The 18275-nt window shown below is 43.0% G+C and carries 19 protein-coding genes; all 19 read left to right on the forward strand.

The genetic code is table 11. The features are described 5' to 3' along the window. The first annotated feature begins 28 nt into the window (after positions 1-28). The 19 genes from flhA (at position 29) to rseP (ending at position 18259) form a co-directional block, all read left to right on the forward strand. Positions 29-2059 carry a flagellar biosynthesis protein FlhA gene (gene flhA / locus MHZ92_RS02005; RefSeq protein WP_239429819.1) on the forward strand — a complete coding sequence of 677 codons (2031 nt, stop codon included), beginning with the start codon at positions 29-31 and terminating at the stop codon, positions 2057-2059. Continuing rightward, complete coding sequence (flhF, locus tag MHZ92_RS02010) at positions 2059-3174, forward strand: flagellar biosynthesis protein FlhF (RefSeq protein ID WP_239429825.1); 1116 nt, start codon at positions 2059-2061, stop codon at positions 3172-3174. Before flhA ends, flhF begins: the two co-directional genes overlap by 1 nt. After that, positions 3167-4030 (forward strand): MinD/ParA family protein, encoded by an 864-nt coding sequence (locus tag MHZ92_RS02015; protein ID WP_239429827.1) that lies wholly within the window; start codon positions 3167-3169, stop codon positions 4028-4030. The genes flhF and MHZ92_RS02015 overlap by 8 nt, the downstream gene beginning before the upstream one ends. Position 4031: 1 nt before the next feature. Next, positions 4032-5165 (forward strand): protein-glutamate methylesterase/protein-glutamine glutaminase, encoded by a 1134-nt coding sequence (locus MHZ92_RS02020; protein WP_239429829.1) that lies wholly within the window; start codon positions 4032-4034, stop codon positions 5163-5165. A 12-nt stretch (positions 5166-5177) separates the two neighbouring features. Continuing rightward, positions 5178-7223, forward strand: a complete 2046-nt coding sequence (locus MHZ92_RS02025; protein WP_239429831.1) for a chemotaxis protein CheA — start codon at positions 5178-5180, stop codon at positions 7221-7223. A gap of 15 nt (positions 7224-7238) precedes the next feature. Then, on the forward strand, positions 7239-7712 hold the full coding sequence (locus tag MHZ92_RS02030; protein WP_239429832.1) for a chemotaxis protein CheW: 474 nt from the start codon (positions 7239-7241) through the stop codon (positions 7710-7712). Next, on the forward strand, positions 7702-8334 hold the full coding sequence (locus tag MHZ92_RS02035) for a chemotaxis protein CheC (protein WP_239429833.1): 633 nt from the start codon (positions 7702-7704) through the stop codon (positions 8332-8334). Before MHZ92_RS02030 ends, MHZ92_RS02035 begins: the two co-directional genes overlap by 11 nt. Position 8335: 1 nt before the next feature. Then, positions 8336-8830, forward strand: a complete 495-nt coding sequence (locus MHZ92_RS02040; RefSeq protein WP_239429834.1) for a chemotaxis protein CheD — start codon at positions 8336-8338, stop codon at positions 8828-8830. Positions 8831-8953: 123 nt separating this feature from the next. Then, positions 8954-9736 (forward strand): FliA/WhiG family RNA polymerase sigma factor, encoded by a 783-nt coding sequence (locus tag MHZ92_RS02045; protein ID WP_239429835.1) that lies wholly within the window; start codon positions 8954-8956, stop codon positions 9734-9736. Further along, the gene (locus tag MHZ92_RS02050; RefSeq protein ID WP_239429836.1) at positions 9733-10035 is read left to right on the forward strand and encodes an RNA polymerase subunit sigma; all 303 of its coding nucleotides are present in this window, start codon (positions 9733-9735) and stop codon (positions 10033-10035) included. Before MHZ92_RS02045 ends, MHZ92_RS02050 begins: the two co-directional genes overlap by 4 nt. A gap of 5 nt (positions 10036-10040) precedes the next feature. After that, entirely contained in the window at positions 10041-10559 is a 519-nt protein-coding gene (locus MHZ92_RS02055) for a hypothetical protein (RefSeq protein WP_239429837.1), read from the forward strand. A 144-nt stretch (positions 10560-10703) separates the two neighbouring features. Next, positions 10704-11435, forward strand: coding sequence for a 30S ribosomal protein S2 (rpsB, locus tag MHZ92_RS02060; RefSeq protein WP_239429838.1), 732 nt, complete (start codon positions 10704-10706; stop codon positions 11433-11435). Positions 11436-11718: 283 nt separating this feature from the next. Next, positions 11719-12603, forward strand: coding sequence for a translation elongation factor Ts (gene tsf / locus MHZ92_RS02065; RefSeq protein ID WP_239429839.1), 885 nt, complete (start codon positions 11719-11721; stop codon positions 12601-12603). 78 nt (positions 12604-12681) lie between these two features. Beyond that, positions 12682-13407: a UMP kinase gene (gene pyrH, locus MHZ92_RS02070; protein ID WP_239429840.1), complete on the forward strand. Its 726-nt coding sequence runs from the start codon at positions 12682-12684 to the stop codon at positions 13405-13407. Next, positions 13408-13965, forward strand: coding sequence for a ribosome recycling factor (gene frr / locus MHZ92_RS02075; RefSeq protein ID WP_239429841.1), 558 nt, complete (start codon positions 13408-13410; stop codon positions 13963-13965). Between the two features lie 234 nt (positions 13966-14199). Next, positions 14200-14994, forward strand: coding sequence for an isoprenyl transferase (locus MHZ92_RS02080; protein WP_239429842.1), 795 nt, complete (start codon positions 14200-14202; stop codon positions 14992-14994). Beyond that, the gene (locus MHZ92_RS02085; RefSeq protein ID WP_239429843.1) at positions 14991-15785 is read left to right on the forward strand and encodes a phosphatidate cytidylyltransferase; all 795 of its coding nucleotides are present in this window, start codon (positions 14991-14993) and stop codon (positions 15783-15785) included. The genes MHZ92_RS02080 and MHZ92_RS02085 overlap by 4 nt, the downstream gene beginning before the upstream one ends. A 22-nt stretch (positions 15786-15807) precedes the next feature. After that, the gene (locus MHZ92_RS02090; RefSeq protein WP_239429844.1) at positions 15808-16956 is read left to right on the forward strand and encodes a 1-deoxy-D-xylulose-5-phosphate reductoisomerase; all 1149 of its coding nucleotides are present in this window, start codon (positions 15808-15810) and stop codon (positions 16954-16956) included. A 43-nt stretch (positions 16957-16999) separates the two neighbouring features. Beyond that, positions 17000-18259 carry an RIP metalloprotease RseP gene (gene rseP / locus MHZ92_RS02095; protein WP_239429845.1) on the forward strand — a complete coding sequence of 420 codons (1260 nt, stop codon included), beginning with the start codon at positions 17000-17002 and terminating at the stop codon, positions 18257-18259. Positions 18260-18275 lie beyond the last annotated feature (16 nt).

The raw sequence follows: 18275 nt of genomic DNA on the forward strand, positions 1-18275 counted from the left end.
TAATATATTTTGAGAAAGTAGGGATGGCATGCAGTTTAAAGATATAGGAGTGCTTGCAGCAGTCATAATGATCGTTGCAATGCTCGTCATCCCATTACCGACTTGGCTACTAAGCTTTCTGATTATCATTAATATTACTCTTGCGCTATTGGTTCTCATGACGTCTATGAATATGCAGGAAGCATTGCAGTTTTCTATCTTTCCTACACTCGTATTATTGTTGACACTTTTCCGCCTTGGCTTGAACGTTTCAACAACCCGTGCAATTCTTTCACAAGGGGATGCTGGCGGTGTGGTTGACACATTCGGCTCATTCGTAACAGGTGGAAATATCGTAGTCGGTCTCGTCGTCTTTATCATATTAGTCATTATCCAATTTATCGTCATTACGAAAGGATCCGAGCGAGTTTCTGAAGTGGCGGCCCGCTTTACGCTCGATGCGATGCCAGGTAAGCAGATGAGTATCGACGCTGACTTGAACGCAGGAATGATTTCCGAGACGGAAGCAAGAGCGCGACGTGAAAAAGTGAGTAGCGAAGCAGACTTCTACGGGGCTATGGACGGAGCAACGAAATTTGTAAAAGGGGATGCCATTGCCGGTATCATTATCGTCTTCATTAATCTCCTTGTCGGAATGATCATCGGAATCGTCCAAATGGATTTGCCGTTTGCAGAAGCTGCGACCAAATTCTCAAAACTCACCGTCGGGGATGGTATTGTTTCTCAAATACCAGCTTTGCTCATATCAACTGCGACAGGTATCGTCGTAACACGTGCAGCTTCCGAGGGTAATCTTGGTTCTGACATTACGAAACAGCTACTAGGACAACCTAAACTACTTTATGTAACTGCCGCAACCATATTCCTGCTTGGCCTGTTTACACCGATCAATGACCTCCTTACGATTCCGTTAGCATTACTTCTCGTCGTCGGAGCGTTTATCATGTCGAGACAGCCGGAAGAAGATCCGGAAGAATTGCTGGAGATGGAAGAAGAGGTTGAAACGGAAGGGATGAAAAGCCCTGAAAATGTCGTCAATCTATTGAATGTCGATCCAATCGAGTTTGAATTCGGATACGGCCTCATCCCGTTAGTTGATGCACAGCAAGGCGGGGATTTACTTGATAGGGTCGTCATGATCAGAAGGCAGCTCGCACTAGAGTTAGGGCTTGTTATTCCAGTCGTTCGGATTCGGGACAATATTCAATTACAACCGAATGAGTACCGGATCAAGATAAAGGGAAATGAGCTAGCTAGAGGGGAACTCCTTCTTGACCATTATCTTGCAATGAGTCCGGGCGGTGATGATTCCATTGTCGGAATCGATACGATTGAGCCTTCATTTGGTCTTCCGGCAAAATGGATTACGGAAGATGTTAAAGAAGACGCAGAAATTATGGGGTATACGGTTGTCGATCCTCCAAGCGTTGTTTCGACGCATTTGACAGAAGTGATCAGGGCGAATGCAGCTGATCTCATTGGACGTCAAGAGACGAAGCAACTCGTCGATCATGTCCGTGAAACGTATCCGATTTTAGTGGATGAACTGACACCAACACCACTTTCCATCGGTGAAATTCAAAAAGTGTTGGCGAAATTATTGAATGAAAATGTATCGATCCGAAACTTGCCGATCATTTTTGAAACATTGGCAGATTATTCGAAGTATACGTCTGATATTGATTTGTTGACCGAATATGTACGCCAATCACTTGCGAGACAAATCACATCCCAATACTCGACGGGCGTCGATGCGTTAAAAGTGTTGACCGTCTCAGGCAAAGTGGAAAAATTGATTGCGGATAATATTCAGCAAACTGAGCAAGGCAATTATTTGTCAATCGACCCTTCACATTCCCAAGAAATATTAGAGTCGATTGCTAGAGAGGTAGAACGAGTCGCTCTTATGGACCAATCACCTGTCATCCTTTGCTCGCCTGCTATTCGAATGTATTTAAGGCAAATTACAGAGCGGTACTTTCCGCAAATTCCGGTGTTATCCTACAATGAACTGGAAGCTTCTATTGAAGTCCAAAGTGTTGGGGTGGTGGATATTTGATGAAAATGAAAAAGTATACAGCTGATACGATGGTGGAGGCAATGAAGAAAGTAAGAGCCGATTTGGGCGATGATGCTGTCATCCTCAGCTCAAATGTCGTCACGACCAAAGGTTTTCTAGGTTTTTTTCAAAAGAAGTCCGTTGAAGTTGTCGCCGGTTTCGACGAGCCAGCTTCTTTTCAAAAAGAATCGGTGCTTTCTTCGAAGCCTGCTCCTACGATGGAAGAAGTGCGGAATGATGATGCGGAATTAAGAAAAGAAATGGTCGAAATGAAAAGACTGCTACAAGAAATGAAGCAGTCCTCCATATTCGAAAATTTTCCCGACGATTTGAAAGTTTTTCTTACCTATTTGGCAGATCAGGAGTTATCACAGCATTTGATTCTCCAAATTGGCAATGAAATCTTTACGAAGATGAAAGAGGAAAAGAAAGATTTTTCGAGGGCGGAACAATTACAAATTGCAAAGAACGTGTTAGCGGAACAATTCTCGGAATTACCTTTTGGAGGCATTTCGTTTTCCAAGAAATATATTAACGTTCTTGGTCCGACCGGTGTTGGGAAGACGACGACAATCGCTAAAATTGCGGCAAGAGCCCTTTTGGAGCATAAAAAGAAGATTGGCTTTATTACAACGGATACATATCGGATTGCTGCAATCGAACAATTGCGCACGTATGCCAATCTATTACAAGCGCCGGTTGAAATCGCCTATAACAGCAAAGACTTTGAAGAAGCCATTGCAAAAATGGCAGATCGTGATTTGATTTTCATAGATACAGCAGGACGAAATTATAAAGAGATGAAATTCGTAAATGATTTGAAGCATTTGATCGACTTTTCGTTGGATATGGAATCATTCCTTGTCTTATCTGTCACATCAAAAGAGGATGATATGAGGACGATTATCGAGAAGTTCACTTCTTTCCCAATTGAAAAATTCATCTTTACGAAAGTGGATGAAACAGGATCGATTGGACCGATGTTCAATTTGATGAAACAATATAGTATTGGAACTGCTTATTATACAGATGGACAGGAAGTACCTGAAGATATAGTTGAAGTCGATATCGACAAGATGCTCAAATTATTATTGGCAGGTGCTGAACATGCGTGATCAAGCAGAAGCACTTCGGCAGAAAATGTTGAAAGCGCAAGGCCGCCTAGCGAAGTCAATTGCAATCGTGAGTGGGAAAGGAGGAGTCGGCAAGTCCAATTTCTCAACAAATTTCGCCCACTCATTGCGTATAAAAAAGAAAAAAGTGATCGTCATCGATATGGACATTGGCATGGGTAATATCCATATATTACTTGGCGTAACACCAACATATAGTTTGAAAGATTATTTGATCGGTGTTCAACCATTGGAAAATGTTATTGCAACAGATGATGAAGGTCTTGAATTCATATCGGGCGGGTCAGGTCTTGACTCCGTATTAGACTGGTCAGAGGCGATGTTTGAGCGTTTGCTTAACGCATTCGAAGAATTGCAGAAGCAATACGATTTTCTAATATTCGACATGGGTGCAGGTGCCACGCAGCGCTCAATTGAATTAATCATTGCTGTTGATGAAGTGATCGTCATCTCGACATCAGAGCCTACGTCTATTACAGATGCATACTCCATGATGAAATTCATCTGTTTGAAAGACCCGGATAAAAAATTCAGCATCGTTAGCAATCGGGTGGCAAAAAATGATGATGGCAATGATGCGGTGACCCGTTTGCAATATGCGATGCGAAAGTTTTTAAACAAAGACACGTCCATTTTAGGGTTTTTACCGGAAGACGATGCCGTCCGTAAAGCGGTAGTCGCCCAAAAGCCATTTATGCTACTCTATCCGAATGCTCCTATTTCAAAGCGAATGTCAGCAATCACTGAAGTTTTTGTCGAAGTGGATAGAACGGATGAAAAGCGGGGGACTCGTTTCCTTACGAAGTTGAAGGGGATATTTTCGAAAGGGCGTGTGTGAAATGGGTGTCGGCAATGTGAAAAAAGTTCTTGTCGTTGACGATTCTGCTTTTATGCGAAAACTCATAACGGAAATGCTTTCGACACACCCGCTATTAGAAGTGATTGGAACTGCCCGTAATGGCAATGACGCAATTTCAAAAGTCATTGAACTTCGGCCCGATGTCGTTACGATGGATGTCGAAATGCCACACATGAATGGTCTCGACGCATTGAAAAGAATTATGGAAGAACAGCCGACACCTGTCGTCATGCTTTCGAGTACAACCGATATCGGAGCAGAAAACACATTGACTGCGATGGAATATGGGGCAGTTGACTTTGTTGCTAAACCGGGAGGGGCCATTTCGCTTAATCTGCAAGAAGTGGAACAGGAAATTGTGAGGAAAGTCGTAGCTGCAACAAACGTTAATATTTCAACTCTCGTAAAACAACCTAAATTGCTACCAAAATTGCAGACCAAGAAAGAGCAATTTACGAATGAATCCAATGTCCCATCGTTAGTTGACCACGCCGATCGAATGGAAGTTTCGATAAAGAAAAAGATTTCCAAAGCACAACCAACTTTTGTTATAATAGGTACATCGACAGGGGGACCTCGGGCACTGCAAGAGGTGTTAACAAGATTGCCATCTACTATAAACGCCCCAATTTTGGTCGTTCAGCATATGCCACCTGGTTTTACAAAATCATTGGCCCAACGGTTGGATGGGTTAAGCGAAATTCGAGTTAAAGAAGCCGAGAATGGAGAACTCATTCAAAAAGGCGTTGCCTATATCGCTCCGGGCGGCAAACATTTGAAATTCGAAAAATGCCCATTAGGATTTTGCTTACGTCTCGACGATTCGGAACCGCCGAGAACGGGGCATCGGCCATCCGTAGATGTACTATTGGAATCGGCTGCTGAAAAGCCTGAACTGCAATTCGTTACAGCTATCATGACAGGGATGGGGCATGATGGAAGAGAAGGGATGCGAATATTAAAATCTTCCTGCTCTACGGTTACGATTGCGGAATCTGAACAGACGTCCGTCGTCTATGGCATGCCAAAAGCAGTAAAAGAAGCCGGTCTCGTAGACAAGGTCGTTGATGTACAGTGCATTGCAACAACAATTATGGAAATCTTACATTCTTGAGGGGGCGTCATTATGGATACAAATCAATACCTTGAAATGTTTCTTGAAGAGAGTAAAGAACATCTTCAAGCGTGCAATGAACACTTGTTGGAATTAGAAAAAAATCCAGAGGACTTGGGGATTGTCAATGAAGTGTTCCGTTCAGCTCATACATTAAAAGGAATGTCCGCGACGATGGGTTATGATGACATCGCAGATTTGACACATAAAATGGAGAACGTACTAGATGCAATCCGAAATTCGAAAATAAACGTCACATCAGAAATCCTTGATGTAGTCTTCAAAGCAGTCGATTACTTAGAAGAAATGGTAATGGATATTGAAGCAGGCGGGACAGGGAAGAAAGATGTACAGAATCTAGTATCTGCTTTAAATAGAATTGAAGCTGGACAAGTACCCTATGATTCCTCTGCAGCAGAAACTGCAGCTACGACAGTAGTAACCGGAACGATTGAATCAGCAGAAGCTCCTACGCTCCACTATGACGACTACGAATTGACGGTTATAGGCCAATCGCAAGAGCAAGGATTTCATGCATTTGAAATTTCGGTAACACTTCGAGAGGATTGCTTGCTCAAAGCTGCAAGAGTGTTCATGGTCTTTGAGATACTTGAAAAATCGGGAGAAATCGTCAAGACAAAACCGACAGTTGAACAGTTGGAAAACGAAGATTTCGATCAACTTTTCACCATCGTTCTCATTACTCAAGAGGAAGCAAGTGTCCTCGAAGCGAAAGTAATGAAAGTGTCTGAAGTGGAACATGTCCATGTTAACCCGATTACTAACATATCCCAACCGAAGGGAAAGCCGACCGCTGGAAATGAAGCGGAACCTGTAGTGGCAGCCCCTGAAAAAACGGTAAAAGAAGAATCCTCTCAAAAAGGAAAACGTTCAGCAAATGCTCCACATGCGAACAAGACAATCCGAGTAAATATCGATCGGTTGGACGTTCTCATGAATCTTTTCGAAGAGCTCGTCATTGATAGGGGACGTTTGCAATCGATAGCGAGTGAATTACATAATCCTGATTTGAATGAAACAGTTGAGCGGATGACCCGCGTATCGGGCGATCTACAAAATATTATTTTGAATATGCGTATGATTCCAGTAGAGACAGTATTCAACCGCTTCCCGAAAATGGTGCGTCAGCTTGCTCGCGACCTTGATAAGAAAATAAATCTTGAAATCATCGGTGCAGAAACTGAATTGGACCGGACAGTTATCGATGAAATTGGCGATCCTCTCGTTCATTTGATCCGAAATGCTTTAGATCACGGCATCGAAAGCCCTGCAGAACGACTAGCGAAAGGGAAACCTGAAGAAGGAACGGTTACTTTAAGGGCTTATCATTCCGGGAATCACGTATTCATTGAGCTTGAAGATGACGGGGCCGGTATTAATAAAGAGCGGGTTCTACAGAAAGCACTTGATCGTGGCATCGTAACTGAAGAGATGGCTGCCACTATGACAGAGCGGCAAATTTCTGAGCTGATTTTGGCTTCCGGTTTTTCAACAGCCGAACAAATTACAGATGTTTCCGGCCGTGGTGTCGGACTGGATGTCGTAAAAAGTACGATTGAATCGCTCGGCGGCTATATAACCATTGATTCCAAGGAAGGGCATGGTTCGCTGTTCCAAGTGCAATTACCATTGACGTTGTCCATCATTTCAGTCATGCTCGTCAATCTTGATAAGGATATCTATGCAATCCCGCTCTCGTCGATTATCGAAACGGCAATTATTCAAACCTCCGATATAATGAATGCACATAATCAAAAAGTGATTGATTTTAGAGGTAGCATCGTTCCACTTGTCAACTTGAAAGGAATTTTCGAAATGGAAGACGAGCCAGAAATGGATGAGTTCCAATCGGTTGTCATCGTTCGGAAAGGCGAGAAGATGGCCGGACTTGTTGTAGATTCCTTTATTGGACAACAAGAGATCGTTTTGAAATCACTTGGCAATTATCTTCAAAGCGTATTTGCCATTTCTGGCGCTACCATTTTAGGAAACGGCCAAGTTGCGCTAATCGTGGATTGCAATGCATTGATCAAATAGGCGGGAGTGAAAAGAATGGCTGAAGTAAGTGGAGTAGTTACGAATGAAATGAAAGTCATTGTGTTCCAGTTAATGGACAAGGAATATGCCGTTGGAGTGGAGGTCGTCGAGTCGATTGAAAAGCTGATCTCGATTACAAAAGTACCAAATACACCTTCCTATATAAAAGGCGTTATTAACTTAAGAGGCGTCGTCACTCCAATTGTCGATTTGCGCGAACGATTCGGCATGGAAAGGAAGCCTCTTGACGATAGCAGCCGAATCATTATCGTTTCTTTGGAGGAATTTGAAGTTGGACTCATCGTCGACGCCGCGAATGATGTAATTGATATTCCTGTTGATTCTATCGGGCCGCAGCCCGAAGTCGTTGGCTCCGTTGAATCCGAATTCATTTCCGGAGTTGCGAAAGTCGGAAAACGTCTATTGGTCATGCTGAATCTGGACAAAGTGCTGCAGCCTGTGAAACGGGTGACAACCGATGAAATCTGATTATCAAATCACCGATATGCATCTAGACGTACTGAAGGAAATCGGAAATATCGGCGCGGCACATGCGGCTACTTCCTTGTCCCAATTACTCGACAGAAAAATCGAAATGCACGTTCCGAAAGTGACACTCGTTTCGTTTGATGAAATGTTTGAATTGGCAGGAGGAGCTGAGAGAATCGTCGCTGGCATCTTCCTGCGGATTCAAGGTGACTTATCTGGCAACATGTTTTTTGTTTTGCCGATTGACTCTGCAAATGAATTTATTAGAAGATTGATCGGTGATGCAACGTTCGACTTCCATGCATTGCCGATTCCGGACATTGGCATTTCGGCAATGCAGGAAATCGGTAATATTTTGTCTGGCTCTTATCTATCAGCTTTGTCGGATTTCACAGGTTTGAAAGTCCATCCAACCGTTCCATCGTTAAGCGTCGATATGGTCGGGGCGATCGTCAGCTTCGGACTCATAGAAGTATCCCATTATAGTGATGAGGTCATCGTTATCGATACGCGTATCGAGGAGGAAGGCGATGACGGTAGTTCTACTGTGGATGGCCATTTCTTTCTGCTGCCTGATCCGGAATCGTATATTACGATTTTCCGTTCTTTAGGTGTGTTATAAGATGAATGTAATGAAAACAGTAGTTAAGGTAGGCATTGCCGACATGAATATCGTTCATGGGCCTAATATGATCCGGACATCCGGTTTAGGCTCTTGCGTCGGAGTTGTCCTGTATGATGAAGTGAAGAAGATAGCAGGACTTCTTCATGTCATGTTGCCGGATTCAAGCCTCGGAAGGTCGAACAATGTAAATGTAGCAAAGTTTGCGGATACGGGCATCTATTCATTGATGGAAATGTTAAAGGCGGAAGGGGTTCGTCCTTTATCATTGAAAGCTAAAATTGCGGGTGGATCCCAAATGTTCCAATTCGGATCAAGTGACTCTATTCGGATTGGCCCCCGGAACGTTGAAGCTGTCAAAAAGGAGCTAGCCCGACTTTCTATCCCGCTTATTGCCGAGGATACAGGTGGTTCGAGCGGGCGAACAATAGAGTTCGATCCGATGACAAGTGCATTAAGTATTCGGACAGTCAATTTAGGTACAAAAGAAATCTGAAGTAAAAATAGTAGTAGTGAAGCGACTGAACGGTTCAGTCGCTATTTTTTGTCGAAATTTGCTATAATAGAATTTAAATAATAACTAATTTTTTCGTGAACATCATGGGAGGTGAGAGATTCGATGTCCAAAGAGGATCTGACGGAAGAAGATGCATGTTGGAAACAATGGTTGAATGACCGGGATCCCGATGCCGGCGATAGGCTTGTCCGGAAGTATACTCCTCTCGTCAATTACCATGTGCAGCGAATCGGATCCAGCCTGCCAAGAAATGTTTCCAGGGACGAGATTATGAGTTTAGGGCTTCAAGGACTGTTCGATGCGTTGACGAAGTTCGATCCAGGCAGGGATTTGAAGTTTGATACATATGCCTCCTTCAGGATTCGTGGATCGATCATAGACGGGTTGCGAAAAGAAGATTGGTTGCCCCGTTCCTCAAGGGAAAAATCGAAAAAACTTGAGGAGGAGATTGCTAAGCTTGAGCAAAAATTGCTTCGGCATGCAACTCCTGAAGAAATTGCGGATCATCTAGGAATCACAGTCGAAGAAGTGTATCAGACAGTTCAAGAACACTACTTCTCAAATGTTCTTTCCATGGATGAAAGTATGAACGAGGATGACGAGGAGGGGCAGAAGTCCTTTATTTTAAAGGATGACCAAGAGCGAACCCCCGAGCAGCAAATCGTGATGGGGGAGCTTGTCGGCGATTTAGCATTAAAAATCAAAGAACTGAACCAGAACGAACAATTAGTGTTGAATCTATTTTACACAGACGAGATGACTTTGACGGAAATCGGTGAAATATTGAACTTATCCACATCTAGAATTTCTCAAATCCACTCGAAGGCGTTGTTTAAATTACGGAAATTACTGTTACCTGAAGTTGTCGATGGAGGGATTTTATGAGTTTAAAAGGTATTGAACTCCAGATTGCAATTCCTAAAACGTTCGAAGCGGGTAGAATGGCAGAGCAAAAACAGCAGCAGTCGCAGCTCCACCAAAATCAGGCGCAACTACTTAATGAAAAAGAACTGTTGAAAAACCGTGAGAGCGTGCGGCATTCCGAGAAGTACGCCAAACTCGATAAGGATTCAAAGAATAATCATCAGGATCACGAACAAAAAGAAAAGAAACAGCAACTTAATGAAGAGGATAAGAAGACGATGCACCCTTATAAAGGATCATTTGTCGACTTTACAGGATGACTCATATGCAAACGGTATTTTTATTATTTTTATTCATACTACAAATAATCGGTTTTTACTTCATGGCGTTACTATATATGAAAATCTCCAAATTTAAGAATTTGGAAAAGAAGCAACGGAAAATGATGGATGAAATGGACGATGCAATCGGTGCATACTTAGCGGAATTGAAAATGGAAAACGAGCGGCTTATAAGTATTATCGAGGAACGACAAGCAAATGAAGAGCCCGCTGAATATTCACCACCAAGCCAAAGGCAACCAGAGCCTGAGCGACCGGCAGGAGAGGAGAAGGCCTTCACGATCACGTCACCTGCTTATCCTGTGAAAGCGGCACTGAAATCCTATCAGACGGCACCTTTATTGACGAAACCAAAATTGAACGAACGAGAGAATAAAGATGCGGAAATGGATGATCGAACAATTGCCATTCATATGCATGACGAAGGAAAGCCGATTGAAGAAATTGCGAAAAGGCTCGGAAAAGGGAAAACTGAAGTCGAGTTGCTTCTGAAATTCAGATGATGTGAGTTGCAATCGTTTTATCGGTATGGTATATTATCAAATGGTGTTACTACACACGTATGTGGATGATTGGAAAAGGTGCCGAAAGGTCATTCCATCACATGAAACATACGGAGGAATCTAACCAAATTGGAGGAAAAACAAATGTCAGTAATCTCAATGAAACAACTGCTTGAAGCAGGTGTGCATTTCGGTCACCAAACTCGTCGTTGGAACCCGAAAATGAAAAAGTATATTTTCGTGGAACGTAACGGAATTTACATCATCGATCTACAAAAGACGGTGAAAAAACTAGAAGAAGCTTATGACTTCATGCGTCAAGTTGGTGCTGAAGGCGGAAAAGTCCTTTTCGTCGGTACGAAAAAACAAGCACAAGATGCAATTAAAGAAGAAGCAGAGCGTGCAGGAATGTACTACATCAACCAACGTTGGCTTGGTGGTACACTTACAAACTTCGGTACGATCCAAAAACGTGTTGCACGTATGAAAAAGATCGAAACGATGGAAGAGGACGGTACATTTGATGTACTTCCGAAAAAAGAAGTATCTGAACTACGTAAAGAGCACGATCGTCTTGTAAAATTCCTAGGCGGTATTCGTGATATGAAATCATTGCCGGATGTCATCTTCGTTGTTGACCCTCGTAAAGAGCGCATCGCAGTTGCAGAGGCAATCAAATTGAACATTCCACTCGTCGGTATTGTTGATACGAACTGTGATCCGGACGAAATCGACTATGTCATTCCAGCGAATGACGATGCAATCCGTGCGGTTCGTCTACTTACTAGCAAGATGGCAGATGCATTAATCGAATCAAGACAAGGCGCTGATGAAGAAGTAACTGAAGAAGCGACTGAAACGGCAGCTGCAGAGTAATAGTAGTAATAGAACAGACGATAAGCGGCCAACCCCCCTTATCGTCTTTTTTACAGAATAGGTTCTGTTAAAACTCATTGTTGAATTATGTGGCTCCGTTGATTGGAGCGAAAGCCGTAACGAAGAACGGCTTTTGCGAGTAAAAGCGAAGCGTTACGAGCACATCATTGCCCCGCCGTAACGAAGAACGGCGTTTGCGAGTAAAAGCGCAGCGTTACGAGCACTATAAATCAACAATGTCGAAGATTGTCGTCTCAAATCACTCATACAGGAGGAACTAACAATGGCAATTACAGCACAAATGGTAAAAGAATTGCGCGAAAAAACAGGCGCAGGTATGATGGACTGCAAAAAAGCACTTACTGAAGTGAATGGTGATATGGAAGCAGCAGTAGACTTCCTTCGTGAAAAAGGCCTATCCAGCGCAGCTAAAAAAGCTGACCGCATCGCTGCGGAAGGGACAACTGATATCCTTGTAAAAGGAAATGACGCTGTCATTTTCGAAGTGAACGCTGAAACAGATTTCGTTGCTAAAAACGAAGCGTTCCAAACGCTTGTTAAAGAACTTGGAGAACACCTATTGGCAACTAAACCGGCTACTCTCGAAGAAGCTACTGAATCTAAAATGGAAAACGGACTTTCCGTTGCTGACCATATTTCCAATGCAGTTTCTAAGATCGGTGAGAAAATCACTCTCCGCCGTTTTGAAGTGAAAACGAAAACGGATAACGATGCTTTCGGTCCTTACCTTCACATGGGTGGACGCATTGCTGTATTGACAATTTTAGAAGGCACAACTGACGCAGAAGCTGCGAAAGATGTTGCTATGCACATCGCTGCTTTGAATCCGAAATACATTTCACGTGATGAAGTGTCCGAGGAAGAAGTAGAGCGCGAGCGTAAAGTCCTCACGGAGCAAGCGTTGAACGAAGGAAAGCCTGAAAATATCGTTGCAAAAATGGTTGAAGGCCGTCTTGGAAAATACTTTGAAGAAATTTGTGTTCTTGACCAAGCATTTGTTAAAAACTCCGATCAAAAAGTACGCGATTTCGTTAAATCGACTGGTGGAACTTTGAAAGAATTCGTTCGTTACGCAGTCGGCGAAGGAATCGAAAAACGCGAAGACAATTTCGCTGATGAAGTCATGAGCCAAGTAAAAGGCAACTGATTAGATATAAAAAGTAATTAGGGGACACAATTTTGTGTTCCCTATTTTTCGAGAAAACTGAGTAGACGGAGGGTACATATGGGCGTCCCAAAATATAAAAGAATTGTCTTGAAGCTTAGCGGCGAGGCGCTTGCGGGTGATAAAGGCTACGGTCTCTCACCGGCAATTATTAAAACAGTCGCTGAACAAGTGAAAGAAGTTGTCGACCTTGGCGTGGAAGTCGCAGTCGTAGTTGGTGGAGGAAACATTTGGCGAGGGAAAGTCGGAAGCGAGATGGGCATGGACCGAACAACCGCCGACTATATGGGTATGCTCGCCACTGTTATGAATTCATTAGCGCTTCAGGATGCTCTTGAAAAATTAGACGTCGAAACACGTGCGTTGACATCGATCGAAATGCGGCAAGTAGCCGAGCCGTACATTCGCAGAAGGGCGATCCGCCATTTAGAGAAAAAACGTGTTGTTATTTTTGCTGCTGGTACAGGAAATCCATACTTTTCAACGGATACAACGGCTGCACTAAGAGCGGCGGAAATTGAAGCTGATGTCATCTTAATGGCGAAAAACAATGTGGACGGTGTCTATTCCGCAGATCCATTAAAAGATGAAAATGCAGTGAAATATACGGAACTGACATACTTGGAAGTCATTAGTCAAGGACTTGAAGTCATGGATTCAACTGCTTCAACCCTATGTATGGACAATGATATCCCTCTCGTAGTATTCTCAATTATGGATAATGGAAATATTAAAAAGGCCGTGCTCGGTGAACCAATCGGTACGGTTGTGAGGAGGAATGGGTAAATGCCGAAAGCGTTAATGGACCAAACGAAAGACAGAATGGAAAAAGCGATTGGATCATTCACAAGACAGCTTGCTTCCATCCGTGCAGGACGTGCGAATGCTTCATTGCTGGATCGGATTTCAGTCCTTTATTACGGAGCTCCGACACCTTTGAACCAAATGGCAGGTATTTCAGTGCCTGAGGCAAGACTGATGGTCATCCAGCCATATGATAAAACGACTTTGGGTGATATTGAAAAGGCGATCTTGAAATCAGATATCGGTATCACTCCTTCCAATGATGGATCGGTCATCCGTTTGGCAGTTCCTGCATTGACGGAAGAACGACGTAAAGAATTGGTGAAAGAAGTTAAAAAGGAAGCGGAAGACTCCAAAATTGCAATCCGCAACGTTCGTCGGGATGCAAATGACGAGTTAAAAAAGCTCGAAAAAAACGGTGAAATCACAGAAGATGAATTACGCCGTGAAGTTGATGAAATCCAAAAATTGACTGATTCCTATATCGTCAAAATCGATGAGATTGCCAAAGATAAAGAAAATGAAATTTTGGAAATCTGATTGAAGAACTTTCTATACAATGGGGCGTCCTACTTTCAGGACGCCTTTTTTTCTGGCCATATTTCATACGTTTCGTTGAATGATAAATATTTCACCATCCAGCAAGCATAACCTAAATGGACACGATCTTTTATTTTCAAAGAAACGATTAGCTGTTTTAAATGAAATTTATCGTCGGATTTGATACGATAGACTATGTACTTGCTCAAAAAGCAGGCGAGTGGAGGAAACGGAATGCTAGATAAACTGTTACGGAAAAAAACTGTAGAGAACGGACCGTCAATTTCCGACAGGCTTACGAAAGTCAAGAGTAGAACAATACCTTCACACGTCGCCATTATTATGGATGGAAACGGCAGATGGGCAAGACGACGAAATTTACCTCGGATTGCCGGACATCATGAAGGGATGAAAACCGTTCGGAAAATCACTCGGGTCGCGAATGAGATTGGCATCAAGGTCTTAACTTTGTATGCATTTTCAACAGAAAACTGGAAACGGCCTAAAATGGAAATCGATTTTCTCATGAAACTGCCTGGAGAGTTTCTGACAACGTACTTGCCTGAGTTAATTGAACAGAATGTCAAAGTGGAGATGATTGGCAACTTCGATGCGTTGCCGCCACATACAAAAGATGCAATCGTGAAAGCAATCGAAGCGACTTCCAACAATGATGGGCTTATCCTTAACTTTGCCATGAACTACGGAAGCAGACTCGAAATGGTGGAGGCAGTGAAAGAAATCGCTAAGATGGCTGTCAACAACCAAATAGTAATCGATGAGATAGACGAAACGTTAATCGAGTCATATCTCATGACATCTCACTTACCCGAACCGGATTTACTCATCCGGACGAGTGGGGAAGTCAGATTGTCGAATTTCATGCTTTGGCAGCTAGCATATGCGGAATTTTCCTTTACAGAGGTTCTCTGGCCGGACTTCGATGAGTCATGCATGTTAAGTGCAATCGAAGAATTCCAAATGCGCAATCGAAGATTTGGAAGTGTGGAAGGGGATACAGAAGTTTGAAACAGAGAATTATTACAGCAATCGCAGCATTGGCTATATTTTTCCCGCTAGTCATCATAGGCGGGCTCCCATTTACAATCGCCATTTACATTATTGCTTCAGTCGGATTATTTGAATTGCTGCGCATGAAAGATATCCGGATTTTTTCTTTCGAAGGTATCCTCGTTTGGATTGCTCTCGCGCTTATTTTGTTGCCATCCGTATGGACTGAAGAAGTGTATCAGTGGATTGGCTATACGAAAATTGAAATGCTGTTCGCACTCATTCTTATTTTATTGATTTATACAGTCATCTCAAAAAACAGGTTCACTTTCGATCATGCGGCGTTCACAGCATTTAGTGCATTATACGTCGGCATCGGATTTTATTATTTGATTGAAACCCGGTTTTATGGGTTTGAATATGTATTCTATGCACTTCTAGTCATTTGGACAACAGACTCGGGTGCTTACTTTATTGGAAGAAAGATTGGTAAACGTAAACTATGGCCAGAAATTTCCCCAAATAAGACAGTAGAAGGCTTTGTCGGCGGAATCGCCTTTGCTGTCTTATTTGCGTGCGTATTTCAAATCTTTTATCCGATTACGACTTCATTTTTAATGTTGACGATTGTAACGGTCATCGCCTCGATTGTCGGTCAATTGGGTGATTTGGTCGAGTCCGCATTGAAGAGGCATTTCGGTGTAAAGGATTCGGGGAATCTTTTGCCGGGACATGGAGGAATACTTGATCGATTCGATAGTCTCCTTTTCGTGTTGCCGCTCATTCATTTTTTACATCTAGTCGGTTGATGGAAAGGAAGATATGTATATTATGACAAAAAAAATTAGTCTACTTGGTGCCACGGGGTCAATTGGCACACAAACTCTTGACATTATTCAATCTAACAAAGAGCAATTTAAACTCGTATCTTTTTCAGCTGGGATGAATATAGAAAAAGTAAGGGAAATTACAGCGCAATTCCAACCTGAGATTGTGTCTGTCATGCAAAAGGACGATGCGCAAAACTTGCAAACCGAATTTCCCCAAACGCGTTTCGTACATGGTAAAGAAGGACTTATGATTGTCGCAGCACAAGCAGGGGCGGACATGCTTGTCAATGCGGTTATTGGGAGCATTGGACTTGAGCCGACGATGAAAGCGATCCAAGAAGGAATTACAATTGCCATTGCTAATAAAGAGACGCTTGTTGCAGCAGGAAACATCGTCATGGAAGAAGCGAGAAAACGGAATGTTTCACTCCTTCCAGTTGACAGCGAGCATTCAGCACTTTTCCAAGCCCTCAATGGCGAAAATCCGAAGCGTATTTCACGGCTTATTCTAACTGCATCCGGTGGTAGTTTCAGGGACTTGACAAGGGAGCAGTTAAAAGACGTTACCGTAGAGCAGGCATTGGCTCATCCAAATTGGTCAATGGGTAATAAATTGACAATCGACTCAGCTACGATGATGAACAAAGGACTTGAAGTGATTGAGGCACATCATTTATTCGACATGCCATATGACAGGATCGATTGCTTACTGCATAAGGAGAGCATTATCCATTCGATGGTTGAATTCGAAGATACGAGTGTCATGGCGCAGCTCGGTTCCCCAGATATGCGAGTGCCGATCCAATATGCGATGACGTATCCGGATCGGATTCCGATGCAAAACGCAAAACCGCTTCGTCTAGAGGAAATTGCTACCCTCCATTTTGAAAAGATGGATTTCGACAGGTTCAAGGCTCTTGCCCTTGCCTATGAAGCAGGCAAGAAAGGTGGCACGTTGCCGACTGTGATGAACGCCGCGAATGAAGTGGCTGTACAATTGTTCATGAAAGGCAAAATTCCTTTCCTGCAAATCGAGGAGATCGTAGAACGGATGATGGACAATCATCAATCAATAACTTCACCGGATCTTGAAACGATTTTGGAAATTGATTCAATTACCCGCAAAATGGTGTATGATATGGTGAAATGAGTAATGTATAAATCGGCCAATTGGCCAGTTAAGGTGGTTTTTTATGGAGACGGTTATTGCGTTTATTATTATATTTGGCTCTCTCGTTTTTTTTCATGAATTAGGGCATTTCCTTTTCGCGAAAAGGGCTGGCATCATGGTCAGAGAATTCGCCATCGGGTTCGGTCCGAAAATTCTTGCCATCCGGAAAAAGGAAACTCTCTATACGATCCGCATTTTACCACTTGGCGGATATGTTAGAATGGCAGGAGAGGATTTCGACACGATTGAATTGCAACCCGGCTATCGTGTAGGGGTTATCTTGAATGAAAACGATAAGATCGAAAAAATTTATTTGAACCGTGATGTCTCAAATCCGAACGTCCTATTTTTAGAAACCGAAAAAGCGGATTTAAGTAAAGAGCTTTTCATCGAAGGGTATGACGAAGATGGAAATCTCGTGAAATATGAAGTTTCCCGAGATGCGGTCATCTATGAAAAAGGGCAAGAGACGCTGATCGCTCCTTATGATCGCCAATTTGACTCAAAGTCTTTAGGAAGCCGGGCAATGGCAATTTTTGCAGGCCCCCTCTTCAACTTTATCCTTGCTTTCTTCATCTTTTTAGCGATTGGCCTGTTGAATGGAATTCCTACAAACGAGCCCATCATTAAGGAAGTCGTTAATGACAGTCCAGCGTATGCTGCAGGTATGGAGGCAGGGGACTATGTCAAAGAAGTGGAAGGCGAGCCCATTGAATCATGGCAAGAATTCACCCAAACAATCCAGGAGAATCCAGGCAAAAGCCTTCAGATAAAAGTGGAAAGAGCCGGAGAAATGGTAACATTAGCGGTAATACCTAATAAATTGGTCGATGCAGGTAGAGAATATGGACAAATTGGTGTCCTATACGAACCTACAATGGAAAAGAACGCCTTAAAAGCTTTTGCGTTCGGGGCAGAGCAGACGTATAGCTGGATGGTAAGAATTTTCGAACTTTTAGGCATGCTCGTTACCGGCAAGTTCACCATTGACGCGTTAAGTGGCCCTGTTGGAATTTATAAAGCTACCGAAACAGTTGCACAATGGGGTGTATTTTCCCTGATGAACTGGGCAGCTGTGTTAAGTATTAATCTTGGAATCATGAACCTTTTGCCGCTTCCTGCGCTGGACGGGGGGAGACTGCTCTTCTTCCTATTTGAAGGATTGCGCGGCAAGCCTGTCGATAAACAGAAGGAAGGCATGGTCCACTTTGTAGGTATCATGTTATTGATGGTTCTAATGCTTGTCGTCACCTGGAACGACATCCAAAGATTTTTCTTCTAATACAACAGAATAATTC

This window comes from Sporosarcina sp. ACRSL (assembly GCF_022346605.1).
Classification (GTDB): Bacteria; Bacillota; Bacilli; order Bacillales_A; family Planococcaceae; genus Sporosarcina.